General features: G+C 41.0%; 16 protein-coding genes, 1 tRNA gene and 1 pseudogene. 5 read left to right on the forward strand and 13 right to left on the reverse strand.

The annotated features are described in order from the left end of the window. The 9 genes and pseudogenes from AC1DU2_RS30330 to AC1DU2_RS30370 form a co-directional block, all read right to left on the reverse strand. Positions 1-187 (reverse strand): annotated as a pseudogene (locus tag AC1DU2_RS30330) (IS256 family transposase); the annotation flags it as partial. A gap of 121 nt (positions 188-308) precedes the next feature. Then, complete coding sequence (locus tag AC1DU2_RS30335; protein ID WP_477389300.1) at positions 309-1,040, reverse strand: polyprenol monophosphomannose synthase; 732 nt, start codon at positions 1,038-1,040, stop codon at positions 309-311. 49 nt (positions 1,041-1,089) lie between these two features. Next, entirely contained in the window at positions 1,090-2,586 is a 1,497-nt protein-coding gene (locus AC1DU2_RS30340) for a POT-type proton-dependent oligopeptide transporter (RefSeq protein ID WP_477389302.1), read from the reverse strand. Positions 2,587-2,715: 129 nt separating this feature from the next. After that, on the reverse strand, positions 2,716-3,642 hold the full coding sequence (locus tag AC1DU2_RS30345) for a hypothetical protein (protein ID WP_477389304.1): 927 nt from the start codon (positions 3,640-3,642) through the stop codon (positions 2,716-2,718). Positions 3,643-3,961: 319 nt separating this feature from the next. After that, the gene (locus tag AC1DU2_RS30350) at positions 3,962-5,140 is read right to left on the reverse strand and encodes an acetyl-CoA C-acyltransferase (RefSeq protein WP_477389306.1); all 1,179 of its coding nucleotides are present in this window, start codon (positions 5,138-5,140) and stop codon (positions 3,962-3,964) included. Positions 5,141-5,222: 82 nt separating this feature from the next. After that, complete coding sequence (locus AC1DU2_RS30355) at positions 5,223-5,735, reverse strand: hypothetical protein (protein ID WP_477389308.1); 513 nt, start codon at positions 5,733-5,735, stop codon at positions 5,223-5,225. Positions 5,736-5,769: 34 nt separating this feature from the next. Then, positions 5,770-5,934 (reverse strand): type II toxin-antitoxin system antitoxin, encoded by a 165-nt coding sequence (locus AC1DU2_RS30360; RefSeq protein ID WP_477356845.1) that lies wholly within the window; start codon positions 5,932-5,934, stop codon positions 5,770-5,772. Between the two features lies 1 nt (position 5,935). After that, entirely contained in the window at positions 5,936-6,475 is a 540-nt protein-coding gene (locus AC1DU2_RS30365; protein WP_477356843.1) for a hypothetical protein, read from the reverse strand. A 4-nt stretch (positions 6,476-6,479) separates the two neighbouring features. Continuing rightward, positions 6,480-7,337 carry an SPFH domain-containing protein gene (locus AC1DU2_RS30370; protein WP_477389310.1) on the reverse strand — a complete coding sequence of 286 codons (858 nt, stop codon included), beginning with the start codon at positions 7,335-7,337 and terminating at the stop codon, positions 6,480-6,482. Positions 7,338-7,594: 257 nt separating this feature from the next. On the opposite strand from AC1DU2_RS30370, the gene AC1DU2_RS30375 reads away from it, so the two are divergent. The 4 genes from AC1DU2_RS30375 (at position 7,595) to AC1DU2_RS30390 (ending at position 11,916) form a co-directional block, all read left to right on the forward strand. Then, complete coding sequence (locus AC1DU2_RS30375; RefSeq protein WP_477356839.1) at positions 7,595-9,664, forward strand: HD family phosphohydrolase; 2,070 nt, start codon at positions 7,595-7,597, stop codon at positions 9,662-9,664. A gap of 82 nt (positions 9,665-9,746) precedes the next feature. Then, positions 9,747-9,833: transfer RNA gene (locus AC1DU2_RS30380), tRNA-Ser, on the forward strand. Positions 9,834-10,083: 250 nt separating this feature from the next. Next, positions 10,084-11,346, forward strand: a complete 1,263-nt coding sequence (locus AC1DU2_RS30385) for a site-specific integrase (protein WP_477389312.1) — start codon at positions 10,084-10,086, stop codon at positions 11,344-11,346. Between the two features lie 30 nt (positions 11,347-11,376). Then, a complete protein-coding gene (locus AC1DU2_RS30390; protein ID WP_477389314.1) occupies positions 11,377-11,916 on the forward strand; it encodes an ORF6N domain-containing protein in 540 nt (179 codons plus the stop codon). Between the two features lie 17 nt (positions 11,917-11,933). Here the strand turns inward: AC1DU2_RS30390 and AC1DU2_RS30395 are convergent, their stop codons facing one another. From AC1DU2_RS30395 to AC1DU2_RS30405, 3 genes are all read right to left on the reverse strand, one after another. Further along, positions 11,934-12,836 (reverse strand): HEPN domain-containing protein, encoded by a 903-nt coding sequence (locus AC1DU2_RS30395; RefSeq protein ID WP_477389316.1) that lies wholly within the window; start codon positions 12,834-12,836, stop codon positions 11,934-11,936. 87 nt (positions 12,837-12,923) lie between these two features. Continuing rightward, a complete protein-coding gene (locus tag AC1DU2_RS30400; RefSeq protein ID WP_477389318.1) occupies positions 12,924-14,030 on the reverse strand; it encodes a HEPN domain-containing protein in 1,107 nt (368 codons plus the stop codon). Further along, a complete protein-coding gene (locus AC1DU2_RS30405; protein WP_477389320.1) occupies positions 14,027-14,458 on the reverse strand; it encodes a hypothetical protein in 432 nt (143 codons plus the stop codon). Before AC1DU2_RS30405 ends, AC1DU2_RS30400 begins: the two co-directional genes overlap by 4 nt. A 149-nt stretch (positions 14,459-14,607) precedes the next feature. On the opposite strand from AC1DU2_RS30405, the gene AC1DU2_RS30410 reads away from it, so the two are divergent. Then, on the forward strand, positions 14,608-14,970 hold the full coding sequence (locus AC1DU2_RS30410; RefSeq protein ID WP_477389322.1) for a helix-turn-helix transcriptional regulator: 363 nt from the start codon (positions 14,608-14,610) through the stop codon (positions 14,968-14,970). 433 nt (positions 14,971-15,403) lie between these two features. Here the strand turns inward: AC1DU2_RS30410 and AC1DU2_RS30415 are convergent, their stop codons facing one another. Next, positions 15,404-15,529 carry a hypothetical protein gene (locus AC1DU2_RS30415; protein WP_477389324.1) on the reverse strand — a complete coding sequence of 42 codons (126 nt, stop codon included), beginning with the start codon at positions 15,527-15,529 and terminating at the stop codon, positions 15,404-15,406. Positions 15,530-15,741: the final 212 nt, after the last annotated feature.

Consider the following 15,741-nt stretch of genomic DNA (forward strand, 5'->3'; position numbering starts at 1 on the left):
TGCCTGAACTGCGTTCAGCTTCATTTAAATGGCTTTCCAATTCTGCCTCAAGAGCGGCATCAAGGAAACTTTTTAGCAACGGCGCAAACGCACCATCCTTCCCGTAAAGTGATTTGCCCGAGCGGAGTTGCTCAAGGGCATTCTTTTTCATTTGCTCGTATTCGAGCGATTCTTCTTCTCTCTTCATCTTAAACTGTGTTTTAAGTTAACGTTTAACTCTTGACACAGTTTATTTTACACCCTCCCTTTCACCTTTCACCTTTCACCTTTCACCTTTCACCTTTCACCTTTCACCTTTCACCTCAAGATCATCCCTCAGGGTATTTCCTGAAAATGCTGTTGATTTTCATTTTTATCACACCAAAAATGGCTTCGCCAAATATGCCCGACGACATTTTGGATGTGCCAAGGGTGCGGTTGATGAATATAATGGGTACTTCTACCAGTTTAAAGCCATGTTTAACGGTAGTGTATTTCATCTCGATCTGGAAGGCGTAGCCCACAAACTTTATCTTATCAAGCTCGATGGTTTCCAGTACCTTGCGTTTGTAGCACATAAATCCGGCTGTTGAATCGGCAACGTCTATCCCTGTAATAAAACGCACGTATACCGATGCAAAGTAACTCATTAGTACACGGCTCATGGGCCAGTTTACCACGTTTACGCCAGTACTGTAGCGTGAGCCTATGGCTGCATCGGCGCCATCAATACAGGCTTGCCGCAGTTTTAGCAAATCATCCGGATTGTGCGAGAAATCGGCATCCATTTCAAAAATATAATCGTAATGCCGCTCAATAGCCCATTTAAAGCCATGAATGTACGCAGTGCCTAAGCCTTGTTTCCCCGCCCGCTCTACTATAAAAAGCTGCTCGGGGTATACGTTCATTAAATTTTTTACAATAATGTTGGTGCCATCCGGCGATCCGTCATCGATGATGAGCAAATGAAAATCATGCGGGAGGGAAAATATTTTGCGGATCATCCGCTCAATATTCTCCTTCTCGTTATAAGTAGGTATAATTATAATACTATCTGGCACGCGCTATTTCTGATGTTTGATGAAATAAAACACAAAACAACGGATTTTATTATACAATTGGGTTATCAGGATGAATTGGAGTTACTTTATCGTCATGAATATCCAGTCCTTTTGCCAGTACTTCATCTACCAAATAAGCTTTTTCCTTTAATCGTGGGCTTACAAAAAGAAATACCACAAAAAAGGCAAGGCAGATGCCTGTGAACAACCAAAAGAAAGATGCGCCGGTATAACGGGCGAAATAACCATGGTTTGCAATGCTGTTATTAACAATAGTGTTGAAGAACGACCCTACCGAATAAGTAAAATACCAGATAGCAGTCATGGTGCTCTTCATAGATACAGGCGATTGCGTATACGCGTACTCCAGGCCTACCAATGAAACCAATACTTCGCCTGCTGATAATACAGCATAAGCAAAAATCTGCCACCAAACAGATGGGTGCAGGCCTTTGTCAACTTTTTCCTGTAATAAAGCAATTATTAAAAAACTGCCTGCGGTAACCAATAAACCAAAGCCTATTTTACGAAGCGGGGTGAGCTTTAAGCCCAGTTTAGTTGCCAGTGGATACAACAGGAAATTGAAAAGCGGTATCATTGCCAACAGGAAAACTGCGTTTACTGTTTGTATTTGAGATGGAAGAATTTTCCATCCGAAAACACCTAAGTTTAAATCGAGGTGAACAGATTGTAGTACCCATTCGGCACTATTCATATCCCATAACGACCAAAAAACCGGGATAAAAGCAAATACAGCCATAATGCGCCAAACAGCTTTAATGCCATCAACTTTATCATACCCGTATTTGGCTTCGGCTTGTTCCCAGGCTGTTCCCGGTGCTTTTGGGCTTAGCTTACACATTAACGTGTAAAAGCTTACCGATACAAAATTATCTTTATTAATGCCCTTGGCCGGGAGCTTTACATAGCTTTTACGGCCCGAGAAAAATATTAAAGTGGCCAGTGCCATCAATATGCCCGGTACACCAAATGCCCAGGCGGCACCAAATTTATCGTAAATTAAAGGGATCAGGAACAAACTAACCATAGATCCCGCATTGATACTGAAGTAAAACCAGCTGTAAATGGTACTCATCAGGTGCTGATTGCTGTGGTCAAACTGATCGCCAACGTTGGCAGATACGCATGATTTAATGGCGCCTGCCGAAAATGCTATAATAATTAAGCCGGTTTGGAAACCGGCCAGGTTGGTATCAAACATTGATAAAAGGAAGTGCCCAATGGTATAAATAAGCGACCCGATGAGGATAACGCGGTATTTGCCAAAAAACCAGTCGGCAAGGATAGCGCCAAGCAGGGGGGTAGCATAAACCAGCGTAGAAAACATGTGGTTGATACTGTTGGAGTGGGCATTGGCTTCAACAGAATTTTCATGACTAAAAAACTGGTGAACTAAAAAAACAGCCAGGATACTCCGCATTCCGTAAAAACTGAAACGCTCTGCAAATTCATTTCCTATAATGAATGGTACTGCCCTTGGAATTTTACCTATCGATCGTGATTGTGCTGCTGTTTTTTCCTGCATTTATTTGTCAACTTAAAGTTTTGCTAAAGTAGTATAAATCTTTTAAATCAGAATTTTATACCGAAAGTGTTACAAGCTATCTTTGGATTGTTTTGATTATTAGTTGGTAACGTAGCTATAATTCTAAAATTAATGTGATGTTGGAACAAGCTTTTTATCGCGTGCCGCTTGCTTTCTAGGGTCGACATACTGGGGATCGACAGCATTGCTTGAATTATCAGGTACGTTGCGCATATCCAACTGTTCTACATACACCCAATGGCCATTCTTTAATTTATAGCCATCGTAAGTAAGGTCGGGCCCAAAGGTTTCGGGCTTGTTTTTTTCTTTGGCATCCGGCGGGGCAAGGTGATCAAACACAATGAGATTTTGCTCGGGCACGTATCTTAACAGCATCGAGGCCTGGCGGGAATATTCAAACACAACACGGTGGCGTGTTTTGCCGTTGCCATCAAATACCGGCATGCCAAATACCGGCCCCGCATCATTAAATGAAAGCACATCAATAACTTTCTTGGTCGATTTTACCGTGTTACCCTTCCAGCCTAACAAAATGTAGTAGGTTTTGGCACCATAAACAGGCACTATTTTATAATACTGCGCACCCAGCCATTTACGGTTGTTAACAACGGAGTCTTCGGGAGCCTTAAAAAAAGGCGAATAATCTTCTAAAGGGTACATTTTTAAAAAGCCGCCGGTATTCATTTGTATGGTGCCATAAAAACGGTAACTGCCATCCTCGTTCATAATAGGCCAGGTAAAAATGCGGAAGCGGTTATCGGGCGAATTGATGATGCTGATGGTTTTTACAGAATCGAAGTGGTACAGGAACGAGTTGGGCACTTTTAACGCGCTAACCATTGTTTTAATAAACTTATAGTTGGCATTTTTCCGCACCAGGTCGGTTTCGTCGTTAATAAATGTTTTACCTAAGGTTTTTAGGGTGTCTTCGTAAAGTTTCAACTGTTTAATATGCGCGTTCTCGTCAGAGTGCTGCGCATAGGTATGGATACTCAATAAAAGCGCGGGGAGAAATAGGAGAAGCTTTTTGATCACGGTGTTAATATGATTTTGTTCTAATATAACTATAATTTATAAATCTGTTGTTGCAGAGTGCGATGCAATCTCAGCATAGATTGATAGGTAAACATAACCTGGGATTGCTTCGTGCTTTATAATGATATAACTGTAAGTTGTTGATTATTAAAGTTATTTTTCAACGTAGAGACGCAATATTTTGCGTCTCCCACATGCAATCCAAACTTGCAAATTCACTTGTCTGGCGGGAGACGCAAAATATTGCGTCTCTACAACAGTCCCATTTGCAGCCATGTTATCACTTTTTTCCCGCAATGACGCGGATATAATAAACCTTTTAACGTAAATTTTCGATAACCATTGCGCTGGCGCCGCCGCCGCCGTTACAAATTCCGGCCGCACCAAATTTGCCCTGGTTTTGTTGTAATACGTTAATTAAGGTAACAATGATTCGCGCACCCGATGCGCCCAGCGGGTGGCCTAATGAAACTGCACCGCCATTTACGTTAACTTTTGCGGGATCAAGCTTTAATAATTGGTTATTAGCAATAGCTACAACAGAGAAGGCCTCGTTTATCTCGAAAAAGTCGATTTGATCTGACGACAAGCCAGCTTTGTGTAATGCTAATGGGATGGCTTTTGATGGGGCAGTAGTAAACCATTCGGGCGCCTGCTGCGCATCGGCATAGGATACAATACGGGCAAGCGGTTTAATGCCCAACTTATCAGCTTTTTCCCGGCTCATTAATACTAAGGCCGCCGCGCCATCATTTAGGGTTGATGCATTGGCAGCCGTTACTGTGCCATCTTTTTTAAATACGGGTTTTAACGAAGGGATTTTGTCAAACTTAACGGCTTTAGGTTCCTCGTCATCGGTAAACATCGTGACATCGCCTTTTTTATCTTTTAGTTCAACAGGGGTTATTTCATCCTTGAACTTGCCAGCTGCCTGGGCTTTTTGTGCGCGATTGTATGATTCAATGGCAAATGCATCCTGGTCTTCGCGGCTGATGTTACAATCAACGGCGCAAAGCTCGGCTGCCGAGCCCATGTGGTAGTCGTTATATACATCCCAAAGACCATCTTTTACCAGGCCATCAATAATTTGCCCGTTGCCTAAGCGATAGCCGTTGCGTGCTTTATCCAGGTAGTAGGGCACATTGCTCATACTCTCCATGCCCCCGGCAACCACAATATCGTTTTGGCCAAGGGCTATGCTTTGTACAGCAAGCATAATAGCTTTCATGCCCGAAGCGCAAACTTTATTAACCGTAGTTGCAGGCAAATAGGGTAGGCCGGCAAATATTGCAGCCTGGGTAGCCGGAGCCTGCCCCAAATTGGCCGACATTACATTACCCATATAAACTTCCTGTATCTGATCTGGCTTTACCCCGGCCTTTTCAACTGCCGATTTGATTACCAGCGCCCCAAGTTGCGTGGCGCCTATAGTGGCTAAGCTACCACCGAAACTACCTATAGGCGTACGGGTGGCGGCTACTATTACTACTTCTCTCATGTGTCCCTCATTAAAATTGGTAGGGCAAATTTAGTTATTTTGAGGAGAGTTAAAAGCTATGCATGCATAATAATTAAGCTCATCAATCGTCCGATTTATTATTTTGGAAAATGGCTTTTGATCCTACTAATATCATGACATTTAAATTGTAAATTTCTTTTGCCGGTTTAATAAAAGTAATTGCTATGGTTGATGATGCTGTAATTTTTAGCAATTCCATTTTATCGTTGTCGATCCAAAAATAATGCGAGCTAAAAAGACTGCTTTTTAATTGGGCTTTAAAATTGTTATTTAGTTTTAGGTCGATTTTACCGCTCAATAATCTTTTTTTGCTGTACCCTATTACTTTTCTTTCTATGGTTTGAATGGCGAGATCGCCCGCACTTGAATCTAAAGCCACGATAGTTTCATCGTAGGTTTCAAAAATAGTTTTAGGTGTTACCGAGTCAACAAAGTAAATACAGCCATAATCACGGATATTATCTGTAAGAATATAATGGTCGTACTTAGAATTATCGCGCCCCTTATACTTTAACCAAAGCTGATTGCCTTCTAATTGGTCAAAGCTATTGTAGAGATGTTTTTCGGTGTTCACGATTTTGCCAGCTATATAAATATATGAAATTCCATTACTCCTTTTTCTTCTTCGCCCCTTTTTTACGGACGAGCAGGGCCTGCTGCATCAGGTATTCTATTTGCCCGTTTGTGCTTCTGAATTCTTCGGCAGCCCAGGCTTCCAGTTCCTTTAATACATCGGGATTAATGCGTAACACAAATGCCTTTTTCTCAGCCATATCAACCCCCGGTTCCTGCCGCGGCTGCGGCCTGTGCTTGTTTTATTAAAATTAAATTCACGCCTAATAATACCAGCAACGGCATATCGGGCAAGGCTTTCAGTTTATCCAGGTCTACCGATACTTCAAATGGTTTTTTAAAACCCCAAACAGCGGCTTTTACGCTTAAAATATCGCCATATTGATCGCTCGTTAAGCTAAACGTCCGGGTAAAAAGCTTTTTATATGCGTACACAGCTTCAAAGCCATTGTTCATACTCAGTTTTACCTTACGGGATAATATTTCGGGAGTTACGGCACCCAGCTCAATCTCATTAACATCCTTTATCAATAAAGTGCGGCTAAAAATGGCTTTGCGCTTAATGATCCATGTTTTTTGTGCCGACTCCAATATCGTAGTGGTTTTCCAAATGCTGGCATGGCTTAGCTTACCATAACTAAACTGACCATCGCTAAGTTCAAAGGATGGCCTGAAAAAGCCGTTTTTTATGATGATAAGCTGGTTGGTGCGTAGCTGGTCAAAACTTCTAAATTGCTCCATATTATTAATGATATAAGGTGCCTGTATTTACAACGGGGTTAACGCTCCTGTCGCCGCATAGTACAACCAGGAGGTTGCTGACCATAGCTGCCTTCTTTTCTTCGTCAAGCTCTACAATATTTTTTTCTGATAGCTTGTTCAGCGCCATCTCCACCATGCCTACAGCGCCCTCAACAATAAGCCTGCGGGCTGCAATAATGGCCGAAGCCTGTTGTACCTGTAACATAGAGTGTGCAATTTCGGGCGCATAGGCCAGGTGCGATATTCGTGCCTCCAGCACTTCAATACCGGCGCGGTCGAGCCTTTCATTTAACTCTTTTTCCAGCAAGAGGCTTACCTGCTCGGCGCCGCCCCGTAAGGTAATGGTGGCTGTTTCGTCCTCGAGGTTATCATAGGGGAATGAATTGGCCAGGTGCCTTACAGCAGCTTCGCTTTGTATATTTACATACTGGATGTAATTTTCGACCGCGAATACGGCGCTGGCGGTATCCTTTATCTGCCATACAATTACCGCAGCAATTTCAATTGGGTTACCAATGCTGTCGTTAACTTTTAATTGCTGCCCGTTAAGGTTAAATGCCCTTAACGAAACTTTTCTTTTTACAGTAAAAGGGTTTACCCAAAAAAAGCCATCTTTTTTTACTGTGCCCACATATTTACCAAAAAGGGTAAGCACTTTTGATTCGTTGGGGTTTACTATAACCAGGCCGGGTAGTATAAAAACAAAACCCAGCACGCCTAATATGGCGCCTATTGGCTCTTCGCCAATAAATAAGCAAACAGCGGCTACAGCCAATACAACAAGCAGCAGGGCAAAAGCCGCAAAGCCAGAGGGAGGATTGATGGTTTTTTCGGAGTCCATGGTGATTTAGTTTGATTTTAAAATGATATCACAAAGATATCATTTTTTATTTTGTAAAAACAAATAGAAATAGAGTCAAGAGGTTAGAATCAAGAATTAAGACAAAAAAAGGCCAGTTTGAGAAATCAGGCGTGATGTAAATAAAGTTAGGCAATATGCTCTGCTTATATTCCGGTCTTGATTCTTGACTCTTGATTCTCAACTCTCATTCTTAACTCTACTTCAAAAAACTTATTTTTGCACGGTTAATTACATACATGGCAAAACTATCTACCTCGCGGCAAAAAGCCTTAATGCGCAAATATGCCCGCAACGTTAAGTTTTTGATGATGCTGTTGTGCATCTGCCTTATCGTTTTCTTTTTACCAAAGCAGGCTAAATTTAGTTATGAGTACGAAAAAGGACGCATCTGGAACCAAAAGGACCTGGTATCGCCCTATAATTTCGCTATCCTGAAAACGCCCCAGGAAATTGATAACGAGAAGAAAACTGCTTACGAAAGCATCACCCCGGTATACCAGCTTGATGCTGCGGCGGGAGGCCAGCAGATAGACGGCTTTAAAACCGATCTGGAAATAAAGTGGCATAACGCGGGGATTAATGATAAACTTAAATCGAAGTATATTGATGCCGGGATAGCCTTGTTAACAAATTTGTATGAAACAGGCATTTTAAAACTCAATGATAAATACCTGCAACATGCCAACAACTATGCTATTACTATTTTAAATAAAAACGTAGCAACGGATAAAAATACCAATACCCTTTTTACCAGGGAAAGTGCCCTGGCTTATTGCGATAAAGTATTGAGTAAGCGAACAGATATTGACAGGGCTTTTATGCTCGATTTGCTGCAAAACCGCATCCAGAATAATTTAAGCTATGATGATAACCTTACCGTAAGGCTTGAAAAAGAAGTGTACGACGGCCTGTCTATCACCCGCGGAATGGTACAAAAGGGCGAGGTAATAGTTTATAAAGGCTCCATTATTAACGATGATGTTTATCAAAAACTTGAATCGTACAAAAAAGCTTTTGAAAACAATGCCCGCGTAAACGGCAACCGCATATTGGTGTTGCTGGGGCAGTTTTTGCTGGTATCCATAGCCATATCATTGCTCATGATATTCCTTTACCTGTTTCGTAAGGATATTTATGCTGATAACCGCCTGGTAAGTTTAATATTGTTGGTAATTACTGCCATGCTGGCTACACTGTCGGCCGCTATTAAATTCCAGTTTCCGGTAAACCTGTATTACATACCGTATTGTATAGTGCCAATTATCATTCGTATTTTGTTTGATACCCGCCTGGCGCTTAATATTCATTTGCTGGTGGTTTTAATTGCCGGCTTTTTTGTACCCAATAGCTTTGAGTTTGCTTACTATGAAATAACCGCCGGGATGGTGTCTATCTATAGTATCAAAAACCTTATCCGCCGCGAGCAGTTCCTCATTTCCGCCGGGATTATTGTGTTTACCTACTTTGTGGCTTTCCTGGGTATCTCGTTTATCAGGGAAGGTACTTTCCTGGAGATTGACTGGATGGATTTTTTGCCATTTGTGGTGAGCGTGCTGCTTACCCTGCTGGCCTACCCAATGATTTATATATTTGAGAAGATATTTTCGCTTACATCAGATATTACGCTCATCGAGCTTACCAATACCAACGCGCCTTTATTGCGCGAACTGGCGTTTACAGCACCCGGTACGTTTCAGCATTCGTTACAGGTAGCCAATTTGGCCGAGAATGCCATTTACAGCATAGGCGGCAACGCATTATTGGTTAGGGCCGGCGCCTTGTACCACGATATTGGTAAAATGGAAAATCCGCTGTTTTTTATTGAAAACCAAACCTCGGGTTTTAACCCCCATGATAAGTTGCCTTATGAAGAGAGTGCGCAGGTAATTATCCGTCACGTAAGCAAAGGAATTGAGATGGCCCGTAAAGCCAACCTGCCCGAAGTTATTATCGATTTTATCCGCACCCATCATGGTAATACCAGGGTTGACTATTTTTACCAGTCGTCGTTGAAGAATTTTCCCGAAAAATTCATCAACGAGAACATTTTTAGGTACCCAGGGCCCATTCCTTTCACCAAAGAGGCCGGTGTTTTGATGCTTGCCGACTCGGTTGAGGCCGCTTCGCGCTCATTAAAGGAGCCTGACGAAGAATCGATAAGTGTTTTGGTAGATAGGATTGTAAAATACAAGCTGGATCAGAACCAGTTGAAGGACAGTAATATAACCCTGAAAGATATAGAAACTATTAAAGAAATATTTAAGCGAATGCTGATGAGCATTTACCATGTGCGGATAGATTATTAAAAATCCGAACTTTTTTTTTGATGGGAAACATGAATTACTATATTTGCAATCCCGAAAACGGGGGACAAGTTTAAAAAATATTGGTGAGGTGCCTGAGAGGCCGAAAGGATCAGTTTGCTAAACTGACGTACGGGAAACTGTACCGAGGGTTCGAATCCCTCCCTCACCGCTGATTGAATAGTTAAAAAACACCAAAAGCCTGTAAATCACATATTTACAGGCTTTTTTGTTGCCATGAGTTAACCAAAACATACACGAATTCGCAAAGAAAATGAGCGACATCCATGGCGTCTTTTTTTCATCAAAAAAAGACGCCACGTAAATGATATAATAATCTGATTTACAACATGTTCAATCATTAAACATCTTGACTTTTTGCCGCTGCATTTCGATATTTATTCACTTAAAAATCTATCGTTATGTTAGAAAAAAGTTTAGGCTTAATGTTTTTTTTAAAACAGCCAAGAAATTATGATGGGGGAGAAATGTATATCTACCTCAAGATTACTGTAGACGGTGTTTCCAAAGACCTTTCTATTAAACGTTCATGGCTTCCTTCCAGATGGAATTCAAAAGGAAACCGTGCCATCGGCAATAAAGAAGATGCAAAAGTACTTAACGAGTTCCTTGATGTTATGCAAAATAAAGCATATGATGCCAGGAAGCATTTGATCGACCGGGGTAAAGTGGTAACAGCTTTAGCAATAGTAGAATTGTTATCCGGGATTAATGAGCGGAAATGGATGTTGCTATTGTTGTTCGAAGGGCATAACAAAGACTTAAAGAAAATGATTGGTAAAGGTGTCGCTAAAGGGACTTATACCAATTTTAACACATCCTATAAACACACTTGCAAATTTATTAAGGTCATCTATAAAGTTGATGATATGAATATCCGCTCACTGGACTTGGAATTCATTAAGAAGCTATATAACTGGTATCGTACAGATATAGAACTCAATCATAATTCAGCATTGAAAAACATCGCCAATATGAAAAAGATTGTATTGGATTGCGTGGATAACGGATGGCTGGTAGGGGACCCATTCGCCAAGTTTGAGATGACAAGAGAAGATGTTGATACAATATATCTGGACAAAGAGGAAATTCAGCGAATTACATCAAAAAGTATCCAGAATGAACGACTGTCTCGGGTAAGGGATTTGTTCGTTTTTTGCTGTTTTACCGGTCTTTCTTTCATCGATGTAAAGCAGTTAAAACGTTCCGAAGTAACCCTGGCCCATAACAGCGAACTCAGAATTTATAAGAACAGGCAAAAAACAGGAACACCGTCAGCGATTCCACTATTGCCAATAGCACTTCTGATTTTAAAAAAATACCAGGATGATGAGATGTGTTTAGCAAAAGACATGCTATTACCAGTACTCAGCAATCAGAAGTATAATTCATATTTAAAAGAGATTGCCGATACCTGTAACGTTAATAAGGAGCTTACCTCAAAGATGGCTAGGAACTCGTTTGCGACTACGGTGACCTTAGCAAACAATGTTCCGATGGAAACCATCAGTAAAATGATGGGACATAAGAGTCTAAAGCAAACACAGCATTACGCCAAAGTATTAGCTGTCAAAGTCACCGAGGATATGGTTACGCTGAAGAAAACGTTAGCAAAAAAGAAATTTATTCCTGAACAGCAGATTATGTTAAGTTCGACAATATAGTCGCATCACGCATTAATTAAAGTTTGAGTTATGGAAAATAAGAATGAAGAAATGATGGTTCCTGATGAAGTCATTTCCAATAAAATCTATTATATCAGAGGTCAAAAAGTTATGCTTGACGAAGATCTTGCACAGCTTTACAATGTTACTACCGGCAACTTAAACAAAGCTGTAGCACGCAACATCAAGCGGTTTCCTGATGACTTTATGTTTCGGTTAACGGACGAAGAATTTAAAAACTTGCTATTCCAAAATGGAACAGCAAGTTGGGGTGGCAGAAGACAAGCGCCCAATGCGTTCACTGAGGACGGATTGGCCATGTTGTCTGGTATCCTGTCAAGTGATAGAGCAATACAGGTTAATATTCAAATCATGAGGATTTTTACCCGGTTGCGGCGCATGTTTATTGACAATACAGAGTTGCGCCTTGAAATTGAGAAAATAAAGGCAAAATTGGACAACCAGGATAAAAACATGGAAATCGTTTTCCGGTATCTCGACGAATTAATAGAAACTAAAGCTACTAAACAAACACGAAAAGGTATAGGCTACAAACCAAATGAATTTTGAAAAGTAGAGACAGATTCTCACAGGGATGCAGGCAGGGCCGGGGAATAATCCACGACCGCTGCCTGTTCTTCCACTGTGGTCCTAGCAGTCACCTTGTGCGGTACTTTTAATGACAATTCCAGCGTGAGGTCAAGAAACGCTTTAACGAGCGTACAAAGCTGGTCTGCATCATGATCAATAACCTGATAATTGTCCCTATATCTTGCTTCTGTATAGCTTCCGGCTAGTACCCGGAATAATCTCATTTCTTCTTTAAAATGACGTTTAAAAAGACGGCCAGGTTCTGCGGAAAAACACTCACAAAGAAAAAGCAGGCGATCAATATTGTGAATATCGGCACGATAGCCGGTGTATAACCGGATCAAGCCACGGCAGGCCTGTTCTACTGCCTGGTGCAATAAAAAAGCGACATTATTATAAAACTCTTTTTCGTAACACTCATAGGCGCACTCCATAAAGCCGGATGCCATGTTAAACATCCTAGAAAACGCTTCCCCGTCTTTAAAATAACTTTCCTCTATAATTTTATGATCAAATTCACGGATCATGGTAAAACCATCTGAAGTGTATACCAACTCGCCATTTAAACAAGCGTCCACAAAGAACCGGTCATTCTTGTATACCGCCTCCATTACTGTGGAGAGTCCATGCGCAATGATAAATACGCCGGAAAAATGGCTATTGATAAAATCCTGTATAACATACTCAATCCGTTTGCTATCTGTCGTCAGTACTAACAAATAATAGGTATTTTTCAAACTATGCTCCGGTTCTATAAAACAGGTATTAGCTGCTGTCAAAGATGTTAACGCACCAAAACAAATGATCTTTTCAATTTGATAATTGCTGGTAAGTACTTTTGCAATTTCTTGCAATTCTTTTTTTTGTTCCTCAACAAGCTTGATCGGGTTCTTTTTCATAGCTAATGGAATAAACTGATTGTTCAAAATTTGTAGCAGAACGGAGTTAAAGCGATTCTACTTTTATAAGTAATTCACACTTAATTACTACACCTCTGAAGTTTCTGTCATTAAATAGTGGTACTCGTCTTCTAACCGGATAGCTAAAATTTCTGCATTTAAAATAAGGACGTTAATTGCTGCTTCATCTATAGGTTCTGTCGTTTCTTTGCGCCAATTGCCGAATCCTGTTGTAAGGAGACCAAAGGCGCGGATGCTTGATTCAGAGTCTCTGTGAAACAGGTCCCAATACCTGTTGGTGAAAAGCAATGTAATTTTAAGCAATCGCTCTATATCTAATGTTCGGGGTTCGTAGGCAATGTTCATTTTAATTGTTGCTTTGAGCATGAACTCAATTGCCTGGTCAACTATAAGTAGTGCATGTGAGTAATTTTTCTCCAATAGATATTTTGCGGCTGAAAAGCAAAGCGAGTGACCGAAAGAACCATAATCCTCCCATATGTCGAAGATTTCAGAGCCGCTCATTCTCCTGGGAATTTCAATCTGTTGCTTAGGTAATTTCAGCGATGGTGAGCGATACAAGGTTGTCTTATTCCACAAGGCGCTAATGATAAATCGGGAGCCAAGTTCTATTTGTTTTCTAACGCCTCTAAGTTTTTTTACAATCGCCACAACAGAAACCAGTTTACTGCAATTGTCTTCTATTTTTTTCGCGATTTTTTCTTTACCATGCATTTCGCTATGATCAACTATAACAAAAAGGAAAAAAACAAAAGGTTCTCTTTGTGTGCCCAAGTGAGTAATAAGCTCTACAGACGGGGTTGTTTTTATAATATGGTTTACTACTTCTTTTAAGGCCATTTCCTCAGCAGACGTTGAATTAGACAATGTATCTTCAACTGGGACATGTAAGCTCTCGCTGTTCAATGACAATCCTTGATTACCAGTTACTGGTTGTGCACTTTTGATATCCGTTTCACCATTTTTTTTCAGGTGAGGCTTTGCCGTTTTCCGCTGAAAGATCAGCCACGCTGCCGAATACATTTTTTTAATATGCTCATAAACGGTAATAATTTCTCCGGGAGTCGTTGTCTCGTCTATCGCGTTACTCGATAAAGCGGCATTGATCCATTCCCAAAAGTGATCCCGGAATTGCTCTGGTTGTATTTCATCAAAAGCAGCCTTTATAATCAAATATGGATTAAGAAGTTCTGCTTTAGTAAGGTGGCTGGGGTACCAGGTCCATTCTTCTTTTCAGTGATGAGCTGTTCTTCTTCGATCTTAGTAAGAATATATTGATGATCTTTATAATCCAAGAAAAGAATGTATAAGCATTCCAGCAGCCTCACATTCAATTCGTAATCATAGAGCAGGTTTCCCGGTCCGAAGCGCTCGTCGTTATAATGTTCAAAGTTAACCACATAGTGCCGCCACCTTTTTAACTTCTCAAAATGGCCTTCGACATCATTAGCATCGAAAAAGCCCTTGAGTGGAATAAATGGATTTCTTACCTCTGATTGGCGAAGAAACTTAGGGTAATGGTCCCAGGGAGCATAAACACCGCAATACATAACCAATTCATTAAACCGGCCTCCATTGACCGGCAATACAAAATTGGCCACTTCAATAATGCTAAACCATTCCCAACTGTTTCTATCGAAGAAAATCAGAGCATAACTTATTCCCCTGTGATTTCTAAAACAGGCTTTTCAACACAAGGATATTTTTTTGTTAAATTTGTTTATATATCATACTATCACATATCTGACTCATGAGCGCTACTACTGAAAAACCAAATCAAATACACCAAGGCCGTAACATTAAACGTTTCCGTGAAATGCTTGGCTTAAAACAGGAAGCCTTAGCCTATGCACTTGGTGAGGAATGGAGTCAGAAAAGGGTGTCCCTTTTGGAAGCAAAAGAGACTATCGATGAAGATATTCTCATACAGGTAGCGGAGATTTTAAAAGTGCCTGTTGATGCAATTAAGAATTTGGATGATAACAAAGCTGTAAATATTATTGCTAATACATTCAATGATGAGGCAGTTGCATGCAGTCAGTACTATAAATGTACGATCAACCCTATGGAAAAATGGCTGGAATCATTAGAGGATAAAGCAGCTTCACAATGAAATCAAAAAGCTTTACGAACGCCTTTTAGATAAATAAGCCGCTTGGCTACTTTATTCTGCGATACCCCCAATTAAAACTGCGCACACCCAGTCATTGCACCGCTTAAACAACCGGAGCTTGAAGCAGGAAAACGGTCAAGGGCGGGGCAAGCAATTAAAAAATAAAAAAAACTGCCCCGTTTATAGACCCTTTACCGTTTTCCTGCGTGAGCTAATTTTGTGACCGCGGTGCTGTGACTAACCGATAACCCGCGCCGGGAAAGGCAGGTGTGTATGAGGAACGAATACACTCCTGCACGTGCGGCAGCGAGGCTGGCGGCGAAATGAAACCCGGAGCGAAGCGTGTGGTGTAATGAAGCCGCCTGCCGCAGCCGCAAGGCCGCTTTCCTCTGTCAAAAAAAATATCTATTTGTTATAGCATCAGTGCCCTTGTTCAACGCGACACCTGTTGGCCCTGGTATTTTTTCTTTCGTTTTTTCTTTGCCTCGGCTTCGCTTTCAGGGACAATATTAGCACCTCGCGTATACATCGGTTCCAGCATCACTTCCAGGAAGCTCATATCTTTGTAAATATTAATAAACAGGACTAAGGGCAGCACTTTGACGGGAGCCTACAGACACCGCATCGCGGATGTCGGCCGCAAGATAAACCTGCCTTTAGTTTCTTTTTACCAAGCCAGAACAGTACTTAAGGAGATAGACAAATGTTCTATCATCCTGTATAAGACTATGAGAAAAGGCCGTATAAGAAGTTCCTGTTAGTGTTTTACTT

The sequence above is a fragment of the Mucilaginibacter sp. P4_C11 genome (assembly GCF_056402115.1).

Coding starts and splice junctions, on each gene's coding strand:
- AC1DU2_RS30375 (WP_477356839.1), top strand. CDS start 7,595: ATGGCAAAACTATCTACCTCGCGGCAAAAAGCCTTAATGCGCAAATAT.
- AC1DU2_RS30350 (WP_477389306.1), bottom strand. CDS start 5,140: ATGAGAGAAGTAGTAATAGTAGCCGCCACCCGTACGCCTATAGGTAGT.
- AC1DU2_RS30340 (WP_477389302.1), bottom strand. CDS start 2,586: ATGCAGGAAAAAACAGCAGCACAATCACGATCGATAGGTAAAATTCCA.
- AC1DU2_RS30370 (WP_477389310.1), bottom strand. CDS start 7,337: ATGGACTCCGAAAAAACCATCAATCCTCCCTCTGGCTTTGCGGCTTTT.
- AC1DU2_RS30360 (WP_477356845.1), bottom strand. CDS start 5,934: ATGGCTGAGAAAAAGGCATTTGTGTTACGCATTAATCCCGATGTATTA.
- AC1DU2_RS30390 (WP_477389314.1), top strand. CDS start 11,377: ATGGAAAATAAGAATGAAGAAATGATGGTTCCTGATGAAGTCATTTCC.
- AC1DU2_RS30365 (WP_477356843.1), bottom strand. CDS start 6,475: ATGGAGCAATTTAGAAGTTTTGACCAGCTACGCACCAACCAGCTTATC.
- AC1DU2_RS30385 (WP_477389312.1), top strand. CDS start 10,084: ATGTTAGAAAAAAGTTTAGGCTTAATGTTTTTTTTAAAACAGCCAAGA.
- AC1DU2_RS30415 (WP_477389324.1), bottom strand. CDS start 15,529: ATGAGCTTCCTGGAAGTGATGCTGGAACCGATGTATACGCGAGGTGCT.
- AC1DU2_RS30410 (WP_477389322.1), top strand. CDS start 14,608: ATGAGCGCTACTACTGAAAAACCAAATCAAATACACCAAGGCCGTAAC.
- AC1DU2_RS30395 (WP_477389316.1), bottom strand. CDS start 12,836: ATGAAAAAGAACCCGATCAAGCTTGTTGAGGAACAAAAAAAAGAATTG.